This is a genomic window from Qipengyuania vulgaris, from assembly GCF_009827325.1.
In the GTDB taxonomy this organism is placed as follows: domain Bacteria; phylum Pseudomonadota; class Alphaproteobacteria; order Sphingomonadales; family Sphingomonadaceae; genus Qipengyuania; species Qipengyuania vulgaris.
On sequence record NZ_WTYC01000001.1, the window covers coordinates 1 to 20,324 of the forward strand.

Annotated in this window: 20 protein-coding genes; 6 read left to right on the forward strand and 14 right to left on the reverse strand. The window is 61.1% G+C overall.

Features of this window, described 5'->3' with window-relative positions:
- The 3 genes from GRI69_RS00005 to GRI69_RS00015 form a co-directional block, all read left to right on the forward strand.
- On the forward strand, positions 1 to 798 hold a 798-nt coding region (locus GRI69_RS00005), incomplete at its 5' end, for an IS110 family RNA-guided transposase (protein ID WP_160726291.1).
- A 797-nt stretch (positions 799 to 1,595) separates the two neighbouring features.
- Positions 1,596 to 2,549 (forward strand): hypothetical protein, encoded by a 954-nt coding sequence (locus GRI69_RS00010; protein ID WP_160726292.1) that lies wholly within the window; start codon positions 1,596 to 1,598, stop codon positions 2,547 to 2,549.
- 45 nt (positions 2,550 to 2,594) lie between these two features.
- Positions 2,595 to 3,692: a PA0069 family radical SAM protein gene (locus GRI69_RS00015; RefSeq protein ID WP_160726293.1), complete on the forward strand. Its 1,098-nt coding sequence runs from the start codon at positions 2,595 to 2,597 to the stop codon at positions 3,690 to 3,692.
- A gap of 6 nt (positions 3,693 to 3,698) precedes the next feature.
- On the opposite strand, the gene GRI69_RS00020 is transcribed toward GRI69_RS00015, so the two are convergent.
- The 11 genes from GRI69_RS00020 to GRI69_RS00070 form a co-directional block, all read right to left on the reverse strand.
- Positions 3,699 to 3,980: a hypothetical protein gene (locus GRI69_RS00020; protein WP_160726294.1), complete on the reverse strand. Its 282-nt coding sequence runs from the start codon at positions 3,978 to 3,980 to the stop codon at positions 3,699 to 3,701.
- A gap of 4 nt (positions 3,981 to 3,984) precedes the next feature.
- Positions 3,985 to 4,416, reverse strand: a complete 432-nt coding sequence (locus GRI69_RS00025) for a DUF1330 domain-containing protein (protein WP_160726295.1) — start codon at positions 4,414 to 4,416, stop codon at positions 3,985 to 3,987.
- Between the two features lie 10 nt (positions 4,417 to 4,426).
- Positions 4,427 to 4,972 (reverse strand): pseudouridine synthase, encoded by a 546-nt coding sequence (locus GRI69_RS00030; RefSeq protein WP_160726296.1) that lies wholly within the window; start codon positions 4,970 to 4,972, stop codon positions 4,427 to 4,429.
- Between the two features lie 6 nt (positions 4,973 to 4,978).
- Positions 4,979 to 5,191: a PF20097 family protein gene (locus tag GRI69_RS00035; RefSeq protein ID WP_160726297.1), complete on the reverse strand. Its 213-nt coding sequence runs from the start codon at positions 5,189 to 5,191 to the stop codon at positions 4,979 to 4,981.
- Positions 5,192 to 5,197: 6 nt separating this feature from the next.
- A complete protein-coding gene (locus GRI69_RS00040) occupies positions 5,198 to 6,796 on the reverse strand; it encodes a long-chain fatty acid--CoA ligase (protein WP_160726298.1) in 1,599 nt (532 codons plus the stop codon).
- 44 nt (positions 6,797 to 6,840) lie between these two features.
- Positions 6,841 to 10,314, reverse strand: coding sequence for a DNA polymerase III subunit alpha (gene dnaE, locus GRI69_RS00045; protein WP_160726972.1), 3,474 nt, complete (start codon positions 10,312 to 10,314; stop codon positions 6,841 to 6,843).
- Between the two features lie 75 nt (positions 10,315 to 10,389).
- Positions 10,390 to 10,719 carry a hypothetical protein gene (locus GRI69_RS00050; RefSeq protein ID WP_160726299.1) on the reverse strand — a complete coding sequence of 110 codons (330 nt, stop codon included), beginning with the start codon at positions 10,717 to 10,719 and terminating at the stop codon, positions 10,390 to 10,392.
- A 6-nt stretch (positions 10,720 to 10,725) separates the two neighbouring features.
- A complete protein-coding gene (locus GRI69_RS00055; protein WP_160726300.1) occupies positions 10,726 to 11,205 on the reverse strand; it encodes a glutathione peroxidase in 480 nt (159 codons plus the stop codon).
- A gap of 39 nt (positions 11,206 to 11,244) precedes the next feature.
- Entirely contained in the window at positions 11,245 to 11,523 is a 279-nt protein-coding gene (locus GRI69_RS00060) for a hypothetical protein (RefSeq protein ID WP_160726301.1), read from the reverse strand.
- A gap of 49 nt (positions 11,524 to 11,572) precedes the next feature.
- Entirely contained in the window at positions 11,573 to 12,259 is a 687-nt protein-coding gene (locus tag GRI69_RS00065; RefSeq protein WP_160726302.1) for an ABC transporter ATP-binding protein, read from the reverse strand.
- Entirely contained in the window at positions 12,252 to 13,493 is a 1,242-nt protein-coding gene (locus GRI69_RS00070; RefSeq protein WP_160726303.1) for a lipoprotein-releasing ABC transporter permease subunit, read from the reverse strand. Before GRI69_RS00070 ends, GRI69_RS00065 begins: the two co-directional genes overlap by 8 nt.
- 167 nt (positions 13,494 to 13,660) lie before the next feature.
- Between GRI69_RS00070 and purF the strand changes: the two genes are divergently transcribed.
- The 3 genes from purF to GRI69_RS00085 all read left to right on the forward strand — a co-directional run bounded on the left by purF (position 13,661) and on the right by GRI69_RS00085 (position 16,309).
- Positions 13,661 to 15,133 carry an amidophosphoribosyltransferase gene (gene purF, locus GRI69_RS00075; RefSeq protein ID WP_160726304.1) on the forward strand — a complete coding sequence of 491 codons (1,473 nt, stop codon included), beginning with the start codon at positions 13,661 to 13,663 and terminating at the stop codon, positions 15,131 to 15,133.
- A gap of 1 nt (position 15,134) precedes the next feature.
- On the forward strand, positions 15,135 to 15,842 hold the full coding sequence (locus GRI69_RS00080; protein WP_160726305.1) for an SDR family NAD(P)-dependent oxidoreductase: 708 nt from the start codon (positions 15,135 to 15,137) through the stop codon (positions 15,840 to 15,842).
- A gap of 119 nt (positions 15,843 to 15,961) precedes the next feature.
- Complete coding sequence (locus tag GRI69_RS00085; RefSeq protein WP_160726306.1) at positions 15,962 to 16,309, forward strand: PilZ domain-containing protein; 348 nt, start codon at positions 15,962 to 15,964, stop codon at positions 16,307 to 16,309.
- Positions 16,310 to 16,446: 137 nt separating this feature from the next.
- Here the strand turns inward: GRI69_RS00085 and GRI69_RS00090 are convergent, their stop codons facing one another.
- From GRI69_RS00090 to GRI69_RS00100, 3 genes are read right to left on the reverse strand one after another with little or no spacing between them, the layout of a single operon-like run.
- A complete protein-coding gene (locus GRI69_RS00090; RefSeq protein WP_237452870.1) occupies positions 16,447 to 17,646 on the reverse strand; it encodes a serine hydrolase domain-containing protein in 1,200 nt (399 codons plus the stop codon).
- Positions 17,643 to 18,887 carry an SAM-dependent methyltransferase gene (locus GRI69_RS00095; RefSeq protein WP_160726307.1) on the reverse strand — a complete coding sequence of 415 codons (1,245 nt, stop codon included), beginning with the start codon at positions 18,885 to 18,887 and terminating at the stop codon, positions 17,643 to 17,645. Before GRI69_RS00095 ends, GRI69_RS00090 begins: the two co-directional genes overlap by 4 nt.
- Positions 18,888 to 18,928: 41 nt before the next feature.
- Positions 18,929 to 20,323, reverse strand: coding sequence for a cryptochrome/photolyase family protein (locus tag GRI69_RS00100; protein WP_160726308.1), 1,395 nt, complete (start codon positions 20,321 to 20,323; stop codon positions 18,929 to 18,931).
- Position 20,324: the final 1 nt, after the last annotated feature.

Below are 20,324 nucleotides of genomic sequence, written 5' to 3' on the forward strand. Positions count from 1 at the left end.
CCAGCTTACGTAAAGCCGTTCGTGAAGCGCCAGAAGAACGATGCTGCGGATGCCGAGGCCATCTGCGAGGCGGCGCAGCGCCCGAGCATGCGGTTCGTGCCAGTAAAGACCGAAGCACAGCAAGCAGCCGCGCTGGTGTTCCGGGCCCGCGACCTGCTGGTCAAGCAACGCACGCAGATCAGCAACGCCGTTCGCGGTCACATGACCGAGCATGGCTGGATCGCGCCGCAAGGCCTGGCGCACATGAAGAAGCTGGCCGCACTGCTTGAGGATCCCGACGCGGTTCCCGAGAGCGCACGGCCGGTACTGGAGATAATGCTCGATCAGATGGCAGTGCTCAGCGAGCGCATTGCCGAACTTGACCGGGAGATCGCCCGGCGTGCCCGCGAAGACGAGACCGCGCGGCGGCTGATGACGATCCCGGGCATCGGACCGATCACGGCAACCGCGATCACCGCACTTGCACCTCCGCCCGGCACCTTTGCCAAGGGCCGCGACTTTGCCGCATGGGTCGGGCTTACACCGCGCCAGCACTCGACCGGCGGCAAGCAGAGGCTCGGCGCGATCTCGAAGATGGGCGAGCGAACGCTGCGGCGGCTGCTGATCATCGGCAGCAGCGCGGTCGTGCTCCAGGCAAGCAGGCGCGGCGCACCCGCGGGATCGTGGCTGGAACAGATGATGGCGCGCAAGCCGCGCATGCTGGTGACGGTGGCGCTCGCGAACAAGACCGCGCGCATCGTCTGGGCAGTGCTGACGAAGAACGAGGATTACAGGGCTCCGGTCTCGGTCGCGGCGTAAGCCGGGCCGGACCAGAGGTCGCCGGAAGGACGTAGGCGGACGAAGGAGAGTATGGCAAAACAGTCGGCGAGACGGGACCGGAAGAACCAGGGCTTTCCACCGTGCTTCATCAGTACGCTGAGGGTGATGTGGTTCCGGTCCGCGAACTCCCATACGGGCCCGCAGCACGAAAAGCTGCACCAGGAGGCCGGACAGATGGCAGCATCCGACTACGTGCCAAACCTCTCAAAATACCGCTTGCATCCTGCGGGGCGTCCACAGATGGAAAGCGGTCATTCGGTCTATGGGCCTCGACCGCCATAAACGCCCCACACTGTGGTAACCCGTCCCTCCTTCGCCTCCCATCCGACATTCCAGACTGACTCGACGGGAAACTGCTTGTTTGAAAATGTCGCGAAATTGCCGTGGGGTGACGGTCGTATCGAGAAACCTTGCCGCGTCAGTTCCTCTATCATCCGGCTTTCCTCTGTGCCTTTCGGGAAAGCCTTCTTCACGCGGGCGTCGAAAACGCCCTCACCTTCTTCGTAGCTTCGCGGAAGGTCACTCGCGATGGGCGGGATTTTCGGGCCGCAGCCCAAAAGGGAGCAGACTAGCAGGGGGAGGACTGACCAGCGCATCGAAGAAGCTTAGCCGCGCGCTGAATGTCTGCAAAGGCGTCGTGAGCGGAATGTCAGCTTTCTCGCTCCTCTGATCCAAAGCGGACGCCCGGCGCGCTCCACAATCCACCTGTCCTACAGCGTCCCTCGTGCATAATAGCGCTGATTCGCCTTGTTTTCCCCATCACGGAGACGCGGATCATGTCCGATATTGCCGAACCCCTCGCCGAACTTCCCGCCCGCGGCTGGACGCCCGAGCGCAAGATGCTTTTCCTCGATCGCCTTGCCGTCAGCGGCAATGCCCGCGCCGCCTGCCGCCGTGTCGGCCTGTCCGCCGAATCCGCCTATCGCCAGCGGCGCAAGGATCCGCTGTTCGCCCGCGCCTGGGCGGCGGCTGTCCTGCTGGGCCGCGATGCAAGCCAGCAGGTGCTGGCCGACCGCGCCGTGGACGGGATCGAGGAGGACGTGTGGCATCGCGGCGAAGTGGTCGGCACGCGCCGCCGCTATGACACCCGATTGCTGCTCGCCCATTTGGCCCGGCTGGACAATCTCGCCAGCGAGGAAGCAGCCGGTGACGCGGCAGTCTTCGAAGAGCTGCTCACCCGTATCGGCAGTGGCGAAAGCCCCGAAGGCGTGTCCGATCGTATGCGCTACATCCAGCGGGAAGTTGACTTGGCCTGCAATGCAGCGCGCCGCACCCAGCTTACCGTGGAACTCCACGAGGAAGACGGCCATCCGGGCGAGACGGTCGAGGTGCCCGAACGAGACATCGACCACTTTTTCGGCTCGGATGCCGAAGCTGTGCGGGCCGATATGGAAGAGGCCGAGCAGGAAGCGGAAGAACAGGCCCGCCGCGACGCTGCGGAAAGATGGGACAGGCTGGAGCGGAACCGGGACACCGCATTCGATCCGCCCAGCGAAAAGCGCCAGACTGTCTCTCCCAAGACCCTGCCCGGTGCCGTGAAGGCGGTGCTCTCCCCCAGCACGCACGGCACGGGATCGCCGCCGCCCTTCCCCGCGCCGGTCAGCAACCCCAGGACTGTGTCAACTGTGTCAACTGCGGCCCTCGTCCGGGCATTTGCGGGACCGCCGCCGGGGTTCGCAATGACCTCGCGTTCTCCCTTTCACGCGCCGAGAGCGATGCAGGGGCGATAGAATTCCCTACTGGCGAAGATCGTATGTTCTGTTTATGTTCTTTACATGGAACGCCGATATGAACCAGCCATTCCCGGCCGCGGGGCCCAGAACGCAGACGTTCCGACGCGCTTCGGCCTTGCGACTCGGGAGACCGATGGCGACTGGCGCGATCACATGGAATCTCTGGCTGCCCTCGAGGGAGGTCCGCCGGTAAAACTCCGCACCCATGTTACGGAAGAGCATCCGAAGACCATCCTCAGCTTCAACCAGTCGCCCGACATTTTCTTCGACCGTTCGATCAATGCCTATCGCGGCTGCGAACATGGCTGCGTCTATTGCTTCGCCCGCCCTACCCATGCCTATCACGACCTGTCGCCCGGCCTCGATTTCGAAACGCAGCTCTTCGCCAAGCCCAATGCCGCCGAATTGCTGCGCGCCACGCTGGCGAAGCCAAAATACCGGCCGAAGCCGATCGCGATGGGGACCAATACCGATCCCTATCAGCCGATAGAGCGGCAATACCGCATCACGCGGCAGGTGCTGGAAGTCTGCCTCGATGCGCGCCACCCAGTCACGATCACCACCAAGTCCGACCGCGTGCTCGACGATCTGGACCTGCTCTCCGAGATGGCGAAGCGGCGGCTGGCGGCGGTGGCGATTTCGGTGACCAGCCTCGATCCGAAGCTGTCGGGAAAGCTCGAACCGCGGGCAGCTGCGCCTGCCAAGCGGCTCGCGGCATTGGAGAAACTCGCCGCGGCGGGCGTCCCGACGCACTGCTCGGTAGCGCCGGTAATCCCGGCGATTACCGACGAGTTCATGGAGGAAATCGTCCAGCGTGCGGCAGCCATCGGAGTGGGCAGCGTTGGCTGGATACCCCTGCGCCTGCCGCACGAAGTCGCGCCGCTGTTCCGCGAATGGCTATCGGTGCACTACCCCGAACGCGGGGACAAGGTGATGAACATCGTCCGGTCCATCCGCAACGGCAAGGACAACGACCCCGACTTCTTCTCGCGCCTGCGCCCCACCGGCGTCTGGGCCGACCTGTTCCGCGCCAGGTTCCGCCTGGCCTGCAAACGCGCGGGATTGGGCAAGTCGAAGTTCGAACTGGACTGCACCCAGTTCAGGCCGCCTGCAGTGGGCGGGCAGATGCGGTTGTTATGAAGCTCACTACGTGTCGCCCTCGTCATACAACGTGCTTCCTCGACTAGGAGAGCGCCAATATTCCATCAAGCCAATCTCCCAACCATCTTCAACGTGAAGATCGAAGTCGTTTCCGCGCATGAAGGCCGAAGAATTGCCCATGGTGAACTCCTTTCGCAATTTTTTGAGCAATCTCTGTCGCGCCCATTCCTTCGTGGTACCGAAAGCGCGACGGGTAGTGAAAAAGCCGCGCCGATCCGCTCCTGCAGCCAGATCAATTCCTTCGACCCGAAACACGAAAAATTTCATACGATTAAAAACCTTCGCCGGCTCCCCCCGGCTTGAACCGCACCAGCCTGCTATCCATGAGAGCTGCCGTCCGGTTCACCACTGCCCTTTGATAATCTGAATCCTTGATCATCTCGAAGAATGCGCCCGCGTTGGGATACTGCGCCACGAAACCATCGTGCCAGCGCATGTCGTCCGGGCCGGTCACCACGGTCTGGAAGGTGCCTCGCCACACGATCTCACCGCCCACTCGCCGGAAGATGGGACCACTGGTCTTGCCATATTCTTCGTATGCGCGGCCGCCGCTCCAGCCCTTGCCCGCGTGCTCGTGGCCCTCGGGATATTCCGCCAGTTCCCGGTAGAGCAGCAGGTTGAGCATGTGGATCGGTTCATCGCGAGGAAGATCCTTAAAGGCCTCGAAGTTCGCGCGGCTGGGGTCGATATAGGTCTCGCTCACTGCGTTCTCCTCAAACTTGAATCTCACGATATGTGCCCGGCGCAATGCCGTCCACGCTCCACTCGCCGATGCGCCACCGGATCAGGCGCAGCGTCGGCAGGCCCACCGCGGCAGTCATGCGCCGGACCTGGCGATTGCGCCCCTCGGTGATCTCTAGTGCGATCCAGCTGTCGGGCACGGTCTTGCGATACCGCACCGGCGGTTCGCGGTCCCAGACAGGCGGCGGATCGATCCTCCGGGCTCGCGCAGGCGCGGTCAGACCGTCCTTGAGTTCGACCCCGTTCGCCAAGCGCTCCAGCGCCTCGTCACTCGCTTCGCCTTCGACCTGCACGAGATAGGTTTTCGCCATCTTGTAGCGTGGTTCGGCAATGCGCGATTGAAGGCGACCGTCGTCGGTCAGGAGCAAGAGGCCTTCGCTGTCCTTGTCGAGCCTGCCGGCCGGATAGACGTCCGGCACGTCGACCAGGTGAGCCAGCGTGTCCTCAGCCCCTTCCTGCCCCCCGGTGAACTGCGAAAGCACTCCGTAAGGCTTGTTGAGCAGGATCAGCCTGGCCACGATTGTTCAGGGGGCATAGTGTTCGAGAAAGCCGCAGGAAGTGCAGCGCCAGGCGACGATTTCGCGCTTGTCCGCCTTCCTTGTTTTCAGGCCCCAGAAGCTCTTTTCGGGCTTGCCCCGGTGCCACACGCCGACCGAGGGCATGCTATAGTCGCCCGCATCGATGGTGTAGCCTTCTTCCATGCTCCGCGCGCATTTCGGGCAAGTCTTGCCGGCCATTCGAGCCTAATCCTCCAACCGATAATCGCTGAAACGCGCACGCAAATCCTTCTTGCTGATCTTGCCGGTTGCGGTGTGGGGTATGTCGTCGACGAATTCGACCGCGTCGGGCAGCCACCATTTGGCAACCTTGTCCGATAGAAATGCCACCACGCTGTCGGCATCGCACTCGGTGCCTTCTTTCTTTACCACGAACAATACGGGCCGCTCGTCCCATTTCGGATGCGGCATTCCGACACAGGCGGCCTCGGCCACCGCCGGATGTCCGACTGCCGCGTTTTCCAGCTCGACCGAGGAAATCCATTCGCCGCCGGACTTGATGACGTCCTTGGTACGGTCAGTCAGTTGAAGGGTACCATCGGGATGCAGGATCCCAACGTCACCGGTGTTGAACCAGCCATCCTCCGTGACAGCGTCTTCGTCTGCCTTGAAATAGCGCTTGATGATCCACGGACCGCGGATCTGAAGCGCGCCAGAAGCCTCGCCATCCCGCGGCAAGACCTTGGTGAAATCGTCCAGATCGACGGTGCGCAGTTCGACGCCGAAAATGGGGCGTCCCTGCTTCATCGTCTTGGCGACTTTCTCGTCGAAGCTGAGGTGGTCCCAGTCGTGCGTAGGTCCGCCCACTGTGCCGATAGGGCTGGTCTCGGTCATGCCCCATGCGTGCTGGACGCGAGTGCCGTTCTTCATCAATCGCTCGATCATGAATTTGGGTGCCGCGGACCCCCCGATGGTCGCAGCCCTCAACGGAGGCAGGTCGATGCCCTCCTTGTCGCAATACTGAAAATGGGCGAGCCAGACCGTGGGCACACCCGCGCTGTCGGTTACGCCTTCCTTGATCATCATTTCGTGCAGGACCGCAGGGTCGTTTACTGCACTGAAAACGAATTTGATCCCGGCCATCGCACCTGCATAGGGCAGCCCCCAGCTCGCCGCGTGGAACATCGGCACGACCGGCAGCATCACGCTGGCTGCGCTGAAATTGAACGCCGATGGCTGGAGGCCGGCCATCGCGTGCATCAGCGTGCTGCGGTGCTCGTATTGCACACCCTTGGGGTTCCCGGTGGTGCCGCTGGTATAGCAGATCATGCATGGGTCGCGCTCGTCGCCCTGCACCCACTCGAAATCGCCGTCTTCGGCACCAATCCAGTCCTCAAAGGCGGTTGTCTGCTCCCCGCTATCGAAACAGATATAGTGCTCCACCTGCGGCCAGCGATCACGCATCTTGTCCACGATCGGCTGGAACATCGCATCGTAGAGCACCACCCGGTCGTCCGCGTGGTTGACGATATATTCGAGCTGGTCCTCGAAAAGGCGCGGGTTCACCGTGTGCAATACCCCGCCCATGCCTGCCACGCCGTACCAACTGACGAGATGGCGCGAATGGTTCATCGCGATGCTGGCCACCTTGTCGCCAGGCTTGATCCCGAGCTTCTGTAAGGCCTGTGCCATCTTGAGCGCATCGCGGCGAATGCCGGCCCAATCGGTGCGGGTTTCGCTTCCATCCGCCCAGCGGGTCACGATCTCGCGATCCGGCGCCTCGCGGGCCGCGTGATCGATCACATGCGTCACGCGCATGTTCCAGTCCTGCATCGCTCCGAGCATTCCGGTCTCTCTCCTCGCTTGGCACCCCTTTATGGGGTCACTCCTCAGGCGACGAGGCGAAGGTGCGTGCCGCCGCGCCGCTTGTCGAGCTGCACCTTGGCAAGGCCCGGGACGCTTGCCAAGCGCTCAGCAAGCTCTCCGTCCAGCGCAAATCCGCGCCCCAAGCGCATCACCGGTTCATGATCCCCGCCAATCCGTAGCGTTACAGTGACTTCGTCCTTGCCGGCTGAAAGCTCGGACAATTCGCGCTGAAGAATTTCCACGGCAGCAATGTCGTAGATCTCGAGCGTCAGGATCATCGGCGTTGAACCCTTCACCTCCGCCAGCGGGGTGCCGCCACGTACGGTAATGCGGGGAGGTTCATCAGGGCTCGGCGAATCGAGCTCGACCTGAAGCAGGACGCAGGTCTGCTCCTCGGCCCATTTGAGGAAACGCTCAACCATGCTTTCCTCAAAGCAGGCCGCGCTGAACTGGCCGGTGGAATCAGAGAAATCGGCGCGAATGAAGGGCTTGCCGCGGCGGGTGGTACCCTTGTTCACCTTCTCGATCATGGCCGACATGACCGCATTGGAACGTCCACCGACGGGTGCGCCACCTGCCATGAGCGAGGCATAGGTCCGAGCCCCATTGGCCGACGCGACATCCTTCCATGCTGCGACAGGATGGGCGGAAAAGTAGAACCCGAAATTCTCGCGCTCTCGGGCCATTCGTTCGGCCCGCGGCCAGTCCTCCACCTCGCGGAGACGCAGAGTTTCGCCCGGAGTGTCTTCGCCGCCAAAGAGGCCCGCCTGCCCACTGGTACGCTCGCGGTCGGCCGCATCGGCTACCGCCAGCAGCATATCGGCATTCGCGAAAACCTTCGCGCGGTTTGGCTCAAGGCTGTCGAGGGCACCCGAACAGGCAAGCGCTTCGAGCTGACGCGAATTCATCGAGCCTCGGGGAATACGTTCGAAAAGGTCCTGCATCGTTTCGAATCTGCCCGAAGTCTCGCGCTCCGCGACGATCGTTTCCATGGCCCTCTCGCCCACGTTGCGGATGCCCGCCAGCGCATAGCGTACCGCGTAGCCATCATCCGTCTGCTCAACCGTGAACTCGGCTTCGGAGCTGTTGATGCAGGGTGGTTCGACCGTGATCCCCTGCCGGCGCGCATCGTCGACGAAGATCGTCAGTTTTTCCGATTGATGCATGTCGAAGCACATCGAAGCGGCGAAGAATTCTTCCGGGTAATGCGCTTTCAACCAGGCCGTCTGATAGGCGAGCAGCGCATAGGCGGCGGCGTGCGACTTGTTGAAGCCATACCCCGCGAACTTGTCGATCAAATCGAACAATTCGTTCGCCTTGGCTTTCTCGATCCCGGAGACCTCCTTACAGCCCGCGACAAAGCGTTCGCGCTGCGCGTCCATCTCGGACTGGACCTTCTTGCCCATCGCGCGGCGCAGCAGGTCGGCGTCACCTAGCGAATATCCGGCGAGGATCTGCGCGGCCTGCATCACCTGTTCCTGGTAGACGAAGATGCCGTAGGTCTCGGCGAGAATGCCCTCGAGCTTTTCATGCGGGTACTCGATCGGCACTTCACCCGCCTTGCGCTTTCCGAACAGCGGGATGTTGTCCATCGGACCGGGCCGATAGAGCGAGACGAGCGCGATAATGTCGCCAAAACTAGTCGGCTTCACGGCCGTCAGCGTGCGGCGCATGCCTTCCGATTCCAGCTGGAACACGCCGACCGTGTTTCCTCCCTTCATCAGTTCGTAAACCGCCGGGTCGTCGAGTTCGAGCTTCGAAAGATCGATCTCGATATCCCGTTTCTTGAGCAGGTCGGTCGCTTTCTTGAGCACCGACAGGGTTTTCAGGCCGAGAAAGTCGAACTTCACGAGACCGCTGCTCTCGACATTCTTCATGTCGTATTGCGTGACCGGCATGTCCGACCGGGGATCGCGATAGAGCGGCACCAGCTGTTCTAGCGGCCGGTCGCCGATCACAACGCCCGCCGCGTGGGTCGAGCTGTTGCGAGGGAAACCTTCAAGCTGCATCGCGAGATCGATCAGCCGCTTGACCTCGTTATCGTTATCGTACTCGGCCTTGAAATCGGCCGCACCGTTGAGCGCGCGGGGCAACGTCCAGGGATCGGTCGGATGGTTCGGGACCATCTTGCAGATGCGGTCGACATGGCCGTAACTCATCTGGAGGATGCGGCCCGTATCGCGCAGGACCGCGCGCGCCTTCAGCTTTCCGAAAGTGATGATCTGCGCGACGTGATCGTGGCCGTATTTCGCCTGAACATAACGGATCACCTCTCCACGGCGGGTTTCGCAGAAGTCGATATCGAAGTCCGGCATGGACACACGTTCGGGATTGAGGAAACGTTCGAACAGCAGACCCAACTGGATCGGATCGAGATCGGTGATGGTCAGCGACCAGGCCACGAGACTGCCTGCACCCGAACCGCGGCCGGGACCCACGGGAATGTCCTGCTCTTTCGCCCATTTGATGAAATCGGCAACGATCAGAAAGTACCCGGGAAATCCCATCTGGTTGATGATTCCGACCTCGTAGTCGAGCCGGTCGAAATAGACCTTGCGCTCTTCCTCGGTCATTTCTCCGTAAGGCTCGAGCCGCTTTTCGAGGCCACGCCGAGCGTCCGCCTCGAGCATTCGCGCCTCACCTTCCAGATCGCCCGCAAGACTGGGCAAGATCGGATCCCGATAGGGCGGCGCGTATGCGCAGCGCTGGGCAATCACGAGTGTATTGGCCGTCGCCTCCGGCAAATCGTCGAAGGCCTCTTTCATCATGTGGGCCGTTTTTACGTAGGATTCGGGGTTCGATTTGGGCCGTTCGTCCGCATCGATGTGGGTCGAGTTCGCGATGCACAGCATGGCGTCATGTGCCTTGTACATATGCGGTTCGGCGAAATTCGCAGGATTGGTCGCTACGAGAGGGAGGTCGCGCTCGTAAGCGAGGTCAATCAGCGCCGCCTCTGCAGCTTCCTCGACCGGGTTTCCGCGCCGAGCGAGTTCCACGTAGAGCCGTCCCGGGAATAGCGCTTGAAGCTTGCCGAGCATCGCGGTTGCATGGCTCGTTTGCCCTTCGGCGAGCAGCTTCGTCACCCCGCCCTCGCTCGCGCCGGTGAGCGCGATCAGTCCTTCGGTTCGGCCCTCCAGGTTTTCCATCCGGATATGAGGCTCGAATTCCAGCGGACGTTCGAGATGCGCTTTAGAAACGAGGTGGCAGAGGTTGTCATACCCCGCTTCGCTTTGCGCATAGAGCGGAAGGTAATCGACCACCCGCCCTTCCTCGTCACGCGCCACACCCAGGAGGGTGCCGGTGATCGGTTGAACGCCTTCGGCCTTGCAAGCATTGGCAAACATTACCGCGCCATAGAGACCGTTGCGGTCCGCCATGGCTATCGCGGGAAAGCCGCGTTCCTTGGCCAGCTTTGCCATCGCTTTCGGATCGATCGCCCCTTCGAGCATCGAATAGGCCGACAATACGCGAAGGGGGACAAAGGGCTTGTAGGGCATCCCGCCAAGGTAGGATTTCACGCGCCGAACTCAAAGCGCACTAATGCGGTTATTCTCCACAACCGGTGGAGAAAATCACGGTTCGCCCGGTGCCGTGATTTTCCGGCGGGTATCGCGGATCGTCGACCAGGCTCCGTAAGCGATCAACGCAGCGAGAAATATCCACACCCACACAGGTATGTTGCGTCCTACCACGGCCAGATAGAGGTAGGCGGACACGAAGAAAAATCCGGCGAGCATGGTGGGAAGAACGGTAGAGCGTCCCGCCCGCGCCCGCTTCACCACCCACGCAATCGATGCGAGGAAAAACGGGATTGCACCCACGTAAATCGCCCCGAAGATATACGGGTTCACGCCGTACTGCTCGCCAAGCGAGAGGAACCACAGGTTGATTTCAGCAAGCATGGCGGTTCAGAGCAACTTTTCGATATCCTTGGCGATGGAAGCCGGCGCATCGGCCGGGCCATAGCGCTTTACGACATTCCCTTCCCGGTCGATCAGGAACTTGGTGAAATTCCATTTGATCGCCTTCGAGCCCATCAGGCCCGGCGCTTCGGCTTTCATCCAATCGAACAGCGGACTGGCATTGTCGCCATTCACTTCGACTTTCTCCATCAATGGGAATGTCAGCCCGAAGTTGACCTTGCAGAACTGCTCGATGTCGCTGGCATCCCCGGGTTCCTGATTGCCGAACTGGTTGCAAGGGAAGGCCAGGACTTCGAAGCCCTGGTCGGCATAATCCTGATAAAGCTTCTCCAGACCCTCGTACTGGGGAGTGAAGCCGCACTGACTGGCGGTGTTGACCACCAGCAGCACGCTACCAAGCTTGCCGCTGAGGTCGAGTTGCTCACCCCTGTTGGTTGCAACCGTGAAATCGCCAATCGTGGTCATCAGAGTTCTTTTCCTTAGAACGCAGGATCGAGACGGTAATCAGGCCCCTGGAAAATCGTCACGTGCCGCCAACGATTCAATCTCGGCGCGGGTCAACATATGGTCGCCAGCCTTCTGTATCACGTATTTGTCCCGATCTTCCGCAGGATAGGCCATGAACTGTCCCACCATTTCTGCGAGAGTACCACCACGAAGGCCTTTGCCGCCGTCGAAAATCCCCTGCCCATCATCCGCATGATGAAGCTCGGCGCGGTCGTCCCACTGGACGCCCGGTCGATGTGTACCGTCGGCTTTGAAAGTGCTGGGATGGTCTGTCATGCAAATACTCCTTTGCATCACCTAACGAGCCAGAGGCCCTTGGTTTCCTCTATTCGAGGACGCCTTCGTGCAGACGGACCACGCGGTCCATCCGAGCCGCCAGCCTCTCGTTATGCGTGGCGATCAGGGCCGAACTGCCTTCACCGCGGACGAGCGACAGAAATTGTTCGAGCACGCGGTCCGCAGTCGCTTCATCCAGATTACCGGTTGGTTCATCGGCAAGAACAAGGTCGGGTCGATTGGCGAGGCCGCGCGCAACGGCAACGCGCTGCTGCTCGCCGCCGGAAAGCTGGCTGGGTCGGTGGTCGAGCCGGTGCTCGAGCCCAAGGGCTGTGAGCAGCTCTTCCGCCCGCAACTCCGCATCCTTGCGAGGCTTTCCCGCTACAAGCTGCGGGAGAACCACGTTTTCCCGCGCATCGAAATCGGGCAGCAGATGGTGAAACTGGTAGACGAAGCCGAGATGGTCGCGGCGCAAAGTCGTCCGCGCATTCGCATCGCTCTTTTCCGCCGAATGGCCGCCGATCAGGATTTCACCGCCAAACCCGCCTTCGAGCAGACCGACCGCCTGAAGCAGTGTCGACTTGCCCGAGCCTGAAGGGCCGAGCAGCGCAACGATCTCTCCCGGCATCACGTCCAGGTTCACTCCGCGCAGCACATCTATGCGCACGCCACCTTGCTCGAAGCTGCGAGTGAGGCCGCGAAGTTCGACAACAGGGCGAATCTGACGATCATTCATAACGCAGGACCTGTACGGGATCGGTACTTGCCGCCTTCAGGGCAGGGTAAAGCGTCGCCAGGAAGCTCATGACGAGGGCAAGACCGACGATCATCGCGATCTCGACCGGATCGGGTTTGGACGGGATGGTACTGAGGAAACGCACCTGAGGATCCCACAGGTCAGCTCCGGTGAGCCAACTGATCCCTCCCACTATCTGTTCGCGGAAACCGAGCACCAGCGCGCCGAGGATCAGGCCTGCGATCGTACCGATGGCCCCCACGGTGAAGCCGGTGGTCACGAAAATCTTCGTGAGGCTGCGCCGCGTGGCCCCCATGGTCCGCATGATCGCAATGTCGCGTGTCTTGGCGCGAACCAGCATGACCAGGCTAGACAAGATGTTGAAGGCCGCCACCAAGACCATGAAGCTCAAGGCAAAAGCCATTGCCGCCCGTTCGACCTGCAAGGCTTCGAACAGGGTCGAATTGATCGTTTTCCAATCCCGCACTACTGCCCTGCCCGCCAATGCCTGCTCTACCGGAGCAAGAATCTCGCCAACTTCGTCCGGGTCGGTAACTTGCACCTCTATCATTCCGATCGTATCGCCGGTTAGCAGCAGGGTCTGCGCATCCTGCATGGGCATCACCACGAAGGCGCCGTCATAGTCGTAAACGCCGACCTCGAAGATGGCCGCGACCTCGTAGCCCACCTGGCGCGGCACGGTTCCAAACGGTGTCGACCTGCCCTGAGGGTTGATGATCGTTATCGTGTCACCGACGCGAGCACCGATATTCTCCGCGAGCCGGACGCCGATCGCAACCTTGCTGGCCCCCGACTGCAACTCAGCCATATTGCCGCTGATGACCTTTTCGCCAAGTTCGCGAATGTCCTTCTGCGTGTTACCGCGCAGGAGGATGGCCTCGACCCGGCCGTTGAACGTGGTCAGCAGCGGCTGTTCGATAAGCGGTGAAGCTTCCACGACACCGGGTGTCTGTTCGACTTCCTGCAGGACCTGTTCCCAATCGTCGAGCCGGCCCCCATAGGCCTGGACGATGGCATGGCCGTTCAGCCCGACAATCTTGTCCAGCAATTCGGCGCGAAAGCCGTTCATCACGCTCATCACGATCACCAGCATGGCGACCGAGAGCATGACCACGGTGATCGAGATCCCCGCGACCAGCGCGATAAATGCCTCGCTCCTGCCCGGAAGCAGGTAGCGTTTGGCGATTGTCCGTTCGAAAGGTGAAAGCAGCAAGGCGGCCCTAGATATTAGTTGTCCGTTGGCATGGGCGTTTAGGCAGAGTTTTATGGAAGCGCAATGAACACGGTCGAACGACGCACATCCTCCCACCTCACTAGCCTTGTAATCGGTTCGTAACATCGCCATTGGAGCGGCATTCAAATGGCAGCGCGGACGGCACCATGATTTGCACCCACCCCTTCCTTGATGCGGATGGCGACAAGCTGCGCGAAGAGTGCGGCGTTTTCGGCGCGATCAACGCTGCCGATGCCACTGCCGTAACTGCGCTCGGTCTCCACGCCCTGCAGCATCGGGGCCAGGAGGCAGCCGGTATCGTCGCGTGGGACGGCGCGGAGTTTCGCGTCCGCCGCGGCCTCGGTCATGTCGCAGAGAATTTTTCTTCTCAGGAAGCCATCGCTGAACTGCCCGGTCACATGGCGGCCGGTCATGTGCGGTATTCCACCACCGGCGGATCGGGCCTGCGCAACGTGCAGCCGTTATATGCCGATCTGGCAAGCGGCGGTTTTGCAGTAGCGCATAACGGAAACATTTCGAACGCAGGCACCTTGCGTGAAGAGCTCGTCCAGCGCGGTGCTATTTTCCAGTCGACGTCGGATACTGAAGTGATCATTCACCTGGTCGCGACATCCCGTTATCCAACCATGGTTGACCGCTTGGTCGATGCCTTGCGCCTGCTGGAAGGCGCCTATGCACTGGTGGTCATGACGCCCGAAGGCATGATCGCCTGCCGCGATCCGCTTGGGATCAGGCCGCTGGTGATGGGCAAGATGGGTGATGCCACGGTGTTTGCCAGCGAAAGCGTGGCCTTCGACGTGGTCGGCGCGGAACTGGTTCGGGAAGTCGAACCGGGCGAACTGATCAAGGTCGACTACGACGGCAATGTGGATTCGCTTCACCCGTTCGGATCGCACAAACCCCGGCCCTGCATTTTCGAGCATGTCTATTTCAGCCGCCCCGACAGCTTCTTCGCAGGACGCAGCGTCTATGAGGCGCGGAAGGCGATCGGTGCTGAACTCGCCAAGGAAAGTCCGGTCGATGCCGATCTCGTCGTTCCGGTGCCGGATAGCGGTGTCCCCGCGGCCATTGGCTATGCTCAGGAAGCGGGAATTCCTTTCGAGCTTGGCATCATCCGCTCGCACTATGTCGGTCGTACCTTCATCCAGCCCTCGGACGGTGCACGACATTCCAGCGTAAAACGCAAGCACAACGCCAATCGCAACCTTGTGGCAGGCAAGCGCATCATACTCATCGACGATTCGATCGTTCGGGGCACAACATCGCTTCAGATCGTCGAGATGATGCGCGATGCTGGGGCCAAGGAAGTCCATTTCCGCGTGGCCAGCCCGCCAACCGCGCATAGCTGCTTTTACGGTGTCGACACGCCGGAGCGCAGCAAACTCCTCGCCGCGCGTATGGAAGTCGAACCCATGCGCGAATTCATCAAGGCGGACAGCCTGGCCTTTGTCTCGATCGACGGGCTGTACCGGGCCGTGGGCGAAAAACCGCGAGTGAAGGAATGCCCGCAGTTCTGCGATGCCTGCTTCACAGGGGATTATCCCACCTCGCTGACCGACCTCGCCAAGCGTGACGACAAGCAGCACCAGCTCGCTTTTCCGGTAGGTAAGGTCGCGTAGAATGACCAAACCTTTCGAAGGCAAGCTGGCCCTCGTCACCGGCGCCAGCAAGGGTATCGGCGGAGCAACGGCCATGGCGCTCGCGGAAACAGGCACACATGTCGTTCTTACCGGTCGCGACGTCAAAGCGTTGGAATCCATCGAGGATCGCATTCACGATTCAGGTGGGGCGGCCACAATCGCGCCAGTGGATCTTGCCGAAAGCGATGGGATCGCGCGGCTCGCCTCGGCGATCGCCGGTCGATGGGATAAATTGGATTTCCTGATTATCTCAGCCGCCTATTTGCCGACGCTCTCATCTGTCACCCAGATCGATGGCAAGCAGTTCAGTCAGGCAGTGACGACGAATTTGCTCGCCACTCAGGCACTTCTGGCCAATTTCGATCCGTTGTTGAAGCGCGCGGAAGCCGCGCGGGTCATCGGTCTGACCAGCAGTGTTGGTAAGGACTCACGCGCCTATTGGTCGGCCTATGGTGCAACCAAGGCTGCATTCGACAATCTGCTGGATGCCTACGCCCAGGAAGTCGAGAAGATCGGAAACGTGCGTGTTGCCACCATCGATCCGGGCGCGACGCGGACGGCGATGCGTGCGAAGGCCTATCCCGGTGAAGACCCGCAAACAGTCAAGCCGCCGGAAGATGTGGCGGCCCGTATTGTAGAGCTGTTGGTTAACGACTTTCCGACCCGGCACAGGGAGCGGGTGGACTAGCGCATTAACCCTGAGCCATGACAGTTCCTTAATCCCGCTCAGCGACACTCCGATAAATATCACGCGCGTCTCCGGTGTGTGATTTCGGTACTCGAACTCAGGGCAAGGGATCGCCGCTCATGAACTACCAGACGCAAGATCGCTATACGATGGTCGCGCAGGAAGATCGCTGCGCGCCGCGGACCAAGCTCACCATTCCCGGCCAGCTTCGCGCCAGCGGTGGGCGTGCTTTCCAAACCGTCGTGCATGACCTCTCGATTTCGGGGTTCTCGGCGGCCGCAATCAACCGAATGCACGAAGGGCAGATGTGCTGGCTCACGCTGCCGGGCTTGGAGTCGCTTCAGGCTCAGGTCGTGTGGTGGGAAAACTGCATGGTTGGGTGCGCTTTCAACGAGCTGCTTTCGCCGATCGTCCACGACAATATCCTCGCACGGTACAGCGGCCAAGGCACTTACCGCCCTTACTGATTTTCGCGAACACGGCGCTTTGACCGACAACTTTGGCGGCGGCCTGAAGGGCCTGGCCTGAACCTTGTCCGGATGGATCGTCGTCGGTGGCGGTGCGCTTTGACAGTCACCGCCACCACTCGTCTGGAATGGGAGAGCTAATCGGTCGCCGAGGAAATGCGGCGCACCAGTTCACGGAACTTTGCGCGGTTTTCCGAACTGGTCGCAGTCGGCCAATTGCTGACCACCGCCACCACGATATTCTGGCTCGGTACGATCGTTATGGCCTGCCCGAAAATACCCTGAGCGCCGTAGTTGCCTTCTGGAAAGGCCCACCATTGGTAGCCGTATCCGAAGCCGGGAGCCTGCGGCCCGAACCCCACCACGGGTGCGCCAGCCTCGTCAAACCAGCCTTGCGGGACCACACCGTCTCCGCCTTCCAGCACGAATTGTCCGAACCGCGCATAGTCGGAGAGGCGCAGCGACAAGCAGCAACCACCGATATTGCCGCCGGTGAGGTCCTGCATCCAGAAAAGTGAACCTTCGAAGCCTGCAGGTGCGACGATCTTCTCTGCAGCATAGGCCGCCAGCGACTGCCCCGTCGCCTCTTCCACGATGAGGCCAAGGAGATTGGTTTCAAGCGTCTTGTAGACCCACTTCTCCCCCGCCGGAGCCTCACGCTGTAGTGTGCGTGCATAGGTCACGGCCTGCGATTCGCCCTCCACTGGCGTAACGGCCAGCATTTTCGCTACATCGCTGTCCGGGTCGGTATAATCTTCGTTCCAGGCGACACCCGAGGTCATTGTCGCGATCTGGCCGACGGTCACGCCTTCATATGCGGTACCTGCGAGTGCGGGGATCACATCGGTGACAAGGGTATCGAGGCCCTCGATATCTCCGTCCTGGATGGCAGCACCAAGAAGTGTCGAGGTGAAGCTCTTGGCTACGGAGAAGCTGGTCCAGCGCTCATCGGGCTGGAAACCGAGTCCGTACTCCTCGAAGACGATTTCGCCATCCTTCAGCACCATCAAGCCGGCTGCAGACGTCTCGGCGATGAACTGGCGTGCCTCAGCAGCAGTGGCGCTGTCGAGCGGATTGCTCTTCGACAACTCGGTCGGAATGGGAGCAGGCGCGACTTCTAGGCCGGGAAACAGGCCTTCCATATCGCGAAAAGCTGAGGAACGGCGCTCATCGCTCCAGAAAAGGATCGAGTCGGAAGGATCCAGACTGGCCATTTCTTCCGGCATCGATTGCGTAACCGCTGGTACGGCACGCGGAACCTGAGGCGCATCGACCACATTCATGCAGCCGGTGAGTGCCAGTACAAATCCAGAGACCAGTATCGCTCGCATCGTCATTTCCCCTCCTTCACCAGTGTAACCTGGTGCACATCAATTCCACCTCCGCGAAAGCCGCCTTCGCAGTACATGAGGTAATAGCGCCACAAATCGCAGAAGCTGTCGTCGAATCCCGACGGCAAGTGATCTTCTTCAACGGCACGGTCGAAGTTCTCCCGCCACAACCGGAGCGTTTCGGCATAGTCGAGCCCGAAGTCTTTCTGTTCCTGCCAGATGAGGCCGCGTTCTTCGGCAAGACGGCGGAATTCGCTGGTGCGGATCAGCAGGCCGCCGGGGAAGATATATGCCTGAATGAAATCGGCGCTCTTGGCGTATTCGTCGAACAGGTCGTCACGCATCGAGATATACTGCACTGCAGCAGTCCCGCCCTGCTTCAGGTTCCGCGCGATACAATCCATATATGTCGGCCAGTACTCACGGCCCAGCGCCTCGACCATCTCGACGCTGACGATGGCGTCATATTGTCCTGCGGTGTCGCGGTAGTCCTGTTTGCGGAAGTCGATGTCGCCTGAATGGTGCGCCCTCGCCCATGCCAGTTGTTCTTCCGAAAGACTGATGGCGGTGACATGGCTACCCTGCCGTTGGAGGTGATCGGCCAGCGCACCCCACCCGCAGCCGATTTCCAGAACGGTGTTCACATCGCCGATCCGGTCGCGCAATGCCGCCCACTTGCGCCTCTGCGCGGCCTCAAGACCTACGCCTGAGACCGCCAGTGCAGAGGAATAGCTCATCGTCGGATCGAGCCAAGCCTCATAAAAATCATTGCCGAGGTCGTAATGCGCAGAGATATTCTTTTGAGCGCCCTTGTGGGTGTTGCGATTGACGAGATGCGCAAGTTTCAGCCCATGACGGAAGGGCCCCTTCGCACGCGCCGTATCGCCGAGACGCTCCGCATGCTGCATGAACAAGGCAAAGAGCGGCACCGGATCGGGACTCCACCACTCACCCGCCTCCCACGCCTGATACCACCCCACAGAGCCATTGCTCGCGAGACGGACGAGCGCATTGTAGTTACGCAGTTCGACGATGCATTCAAAGCCCGGCTCCCGACCGCCAAGCACGCAGGGGCTTCCATCGGGCAAGGTGCCGTGGATCGTACCGCTGGTCAGTGCAGCATCGATTTTCCCGAGGATCTTGCGGAACCCCGGAGCGATCAGCCGGGCGAGCCAACCGGGCTTGCGCGCGAAGGGTTTCGAACCTTCGACGAGATCGCGTCCGCGCTGGCTGGTCTGCATGTCCATGCGGCGCGCTATGGCGCGCTGCGCGCGAGGCGACAAGTCCGCTACGGCTTGCTTGCCCGATATGCTTCGAGCGCCCGTTCGCGCGCTTCCCTGTGCCCGATCATCTTGGCCGGATATTCGCCGCGCTGCGCGTCGGGCGGATCGTGAATGCAGTCGTCGTCCAGGTCGGCCAGCTCGGGAACGTAGGTGCGGATATAGTCCGCTGCGTCGAACTTCTCGCTCTGGCTGAGCGGAGCCATGATCCGGCTGAACATGTTGCTGTCGACCCCCGTGCCGGAAATCCATTGCCAGTTGACGCCGTTATTCCCGTAATCGGCATCGACGAGGCAGTCCCAATACCACTGCTCGCCATGGCGCCAGTCGATCAGGAGATGTTTCACCAGAAAGCTGGCGCAGATCATCCGGACGCGGTTGTGGATCCATCCTGTCTGCCAGAGCTGCCGCATCCCCGCATCGACGATTGGATAACCGGTCATTCCGCGCTGCCAGCATTCCAGGTCTTGCTCGATCAGATGTCCGGCATTGGGGTTACGCCACAAGGTGCGCTCATCGTAATCGCGGTAGCTTTCGCGCGGATAGTCGGGGAACTGGTCGATGACGTTCTGCGCATAGTCACGCCAGATGATCTCCTTGGCGAAAGTCTGCCAGCCTTGCGAGCGCTTGTCCTTGAGCTTGTGCCACACCTGTGCGGGGCTGATCTCGCCCCAGTGAAGATGGGGTGACAGCCGCGAGGTGATGTCCTGTGACGGGAGATTGCGTCCCTCGTCGTAGTCGGCGACCTCGTCGGTCCACCATTCCAGACGCTCATGCGCAGCGGCCTCACCGAATTCCCAGAAGTCGCGGATACCGCCCGCCCAATCCGGCTTGGTCGGGAGCAGGTTCCAGTCCGCAAGCTCATCGCTTTCGGGCCAGCTATCGGGCGAGGAGATCGTCTCCGGTTCGCTGATCACGTCGCGGGGCGGCATCACCTCCAGCATCGCCTTCGAAAAGGGAGTATAAATCTTGTAGGGATCGCCGGATCCCGTGGTCACCGAACCGGGTGGCAGCAGGTAATTACCGTCATAGAGGCGTAGCTTGCAAGCATCGCCCAGCGCATCCTTCAGTTCGTCTTCGGCTTCCTTCCACCACGGTTCGTAATGACGGATCGCGTGGATGCAGCCTGCGCCAACCTCATGCGCTACGGCCGCGAGGACCTGCGGTGCATCGCCTTTGCGCAAGACGATCTGCGAGCGGCGGCTGCCCAGCGACCTGCCGAGGTTGTCCAGCGAGTGGTGCAGCCACACCTTCGACGCGCCGCCATAGGCATGGTCGCCTGCACGCTCGTCATCAAGCACATAGACCGGGATTACGGGCCCTGCCTTTGCGGCGGCATGGATGGCGGGCTGGTCGGCCATGCGCAGGTCGCGCCGCAGCCAGACTATCTGGGGGGAACTCATG

Coding starts and splice junctions, on each gene's coding strand:
- GRI69_RS00010 (WP_160726292.1), top strand. CDS start 1,596: ATGTCCGATATTGCCGAACCCCTCGCCGAACTTCCCGCCCGCGGCTGG.
- GRI69_RS00015 (WP_160726293.1), top strand. CDS start 2,595: ATGGAACGCCGATATGAACCAGCCATTCCCGGCCGCGGGGCCCAGAAC.
- GRI69_RS00020 (WP_160726294.1), bottom strand. CDS start 3,980: ATGAAATTTTTCGTGTTTCGGGTCGAAGGAATTGATCTGGCTGCAGGA.
- GRI69_RS00035 (WP_160726297.1), bottom strand. CDS start 5,191: ATGGCCGGCAAGACTTGCCCGAAATGCGCGCGGAGCATGGAAGAAGGC.
- GRI69_RS00040 (WP_160726298.1), bottom strand. CDS start 6,796: ATGCTCGGAGCGATGCAGGACTGGAACATGCGCGTGACGCATGTGATC.
- dnaE (WP_160726972.1), bottom strand. CDS start 10,314: ATGCCCTACAAGCCCTTTGTCCCCCTTCGCGTATTGTCGGCCTATTCG.
- GRI69_RS00050 (WP_160726299.1), bottom strand. CDS start 10,719: ATGCTTGCTGAAATCAACCTGTGGTTCCTCTCGCTTGGCGAGCAGTAC.
- GRI69_RS00055 (WP_160726300.1), bottom strand. CDS start 11,205: ATGACCACGATTGGCGATTTCACGGTTGCAACCAACAGGGGTGAGCAA.
- GRI69_RS00060 (WP_160726301.1), bottom strand. CDS start 11,523: ATGACAGACCATCCCAGCACTTTCAAAGCCGACGGTACACATCGACCG.
- GRI69_RS00065 (WP_160726302.1), bottom strand. CDS start 12,259: ATGAATGATCGTCAGATTCGCCCTGTTGTCGAACTTCGCGGCCTCACT.
- purF (WP_160726304.1), top strand. CDS start 13,661: ATGATTTGCACCCACCCCTTCCTTGATGCGGATGGCGACAAGCTGCGC.
- GRI69_RS00080 (WP_160726305.1), top strand. CDS start 15,135: ATGACCAAACCTTTCGAAGGCAAGCTGGCCCTCGTCACCGGCGCCAGC.
- GRI69_RS00085 (WP_160726306.1), top strand. CDS start 15,962: ATGAACTACCAGACGCAAGATCGCTATACGATGGTCGCGCAGGAAGAT.
- GRI69_RS00090 (WP_237452870.1), bottom strand. CDS start 17,646: ATGACGATGCGAGCGATACTGGTCTCTGGATTTGTACTGGCACTCACC.
- GRI69_RS00095 (WP_160726307.1), bottom strand. CDS start 18,887: ATGGACATGCAGACCAGCCAGCGCGGACGCGATCTCGTCGAAGGTTCG.
- GRI69_RS00100 (WP_160726308.1), bottom strand. CDS start 20,323: ATGAGTTCCCCCCAGATAGTCTGGCTGCGGCGCGACCTGCGCATGGCC.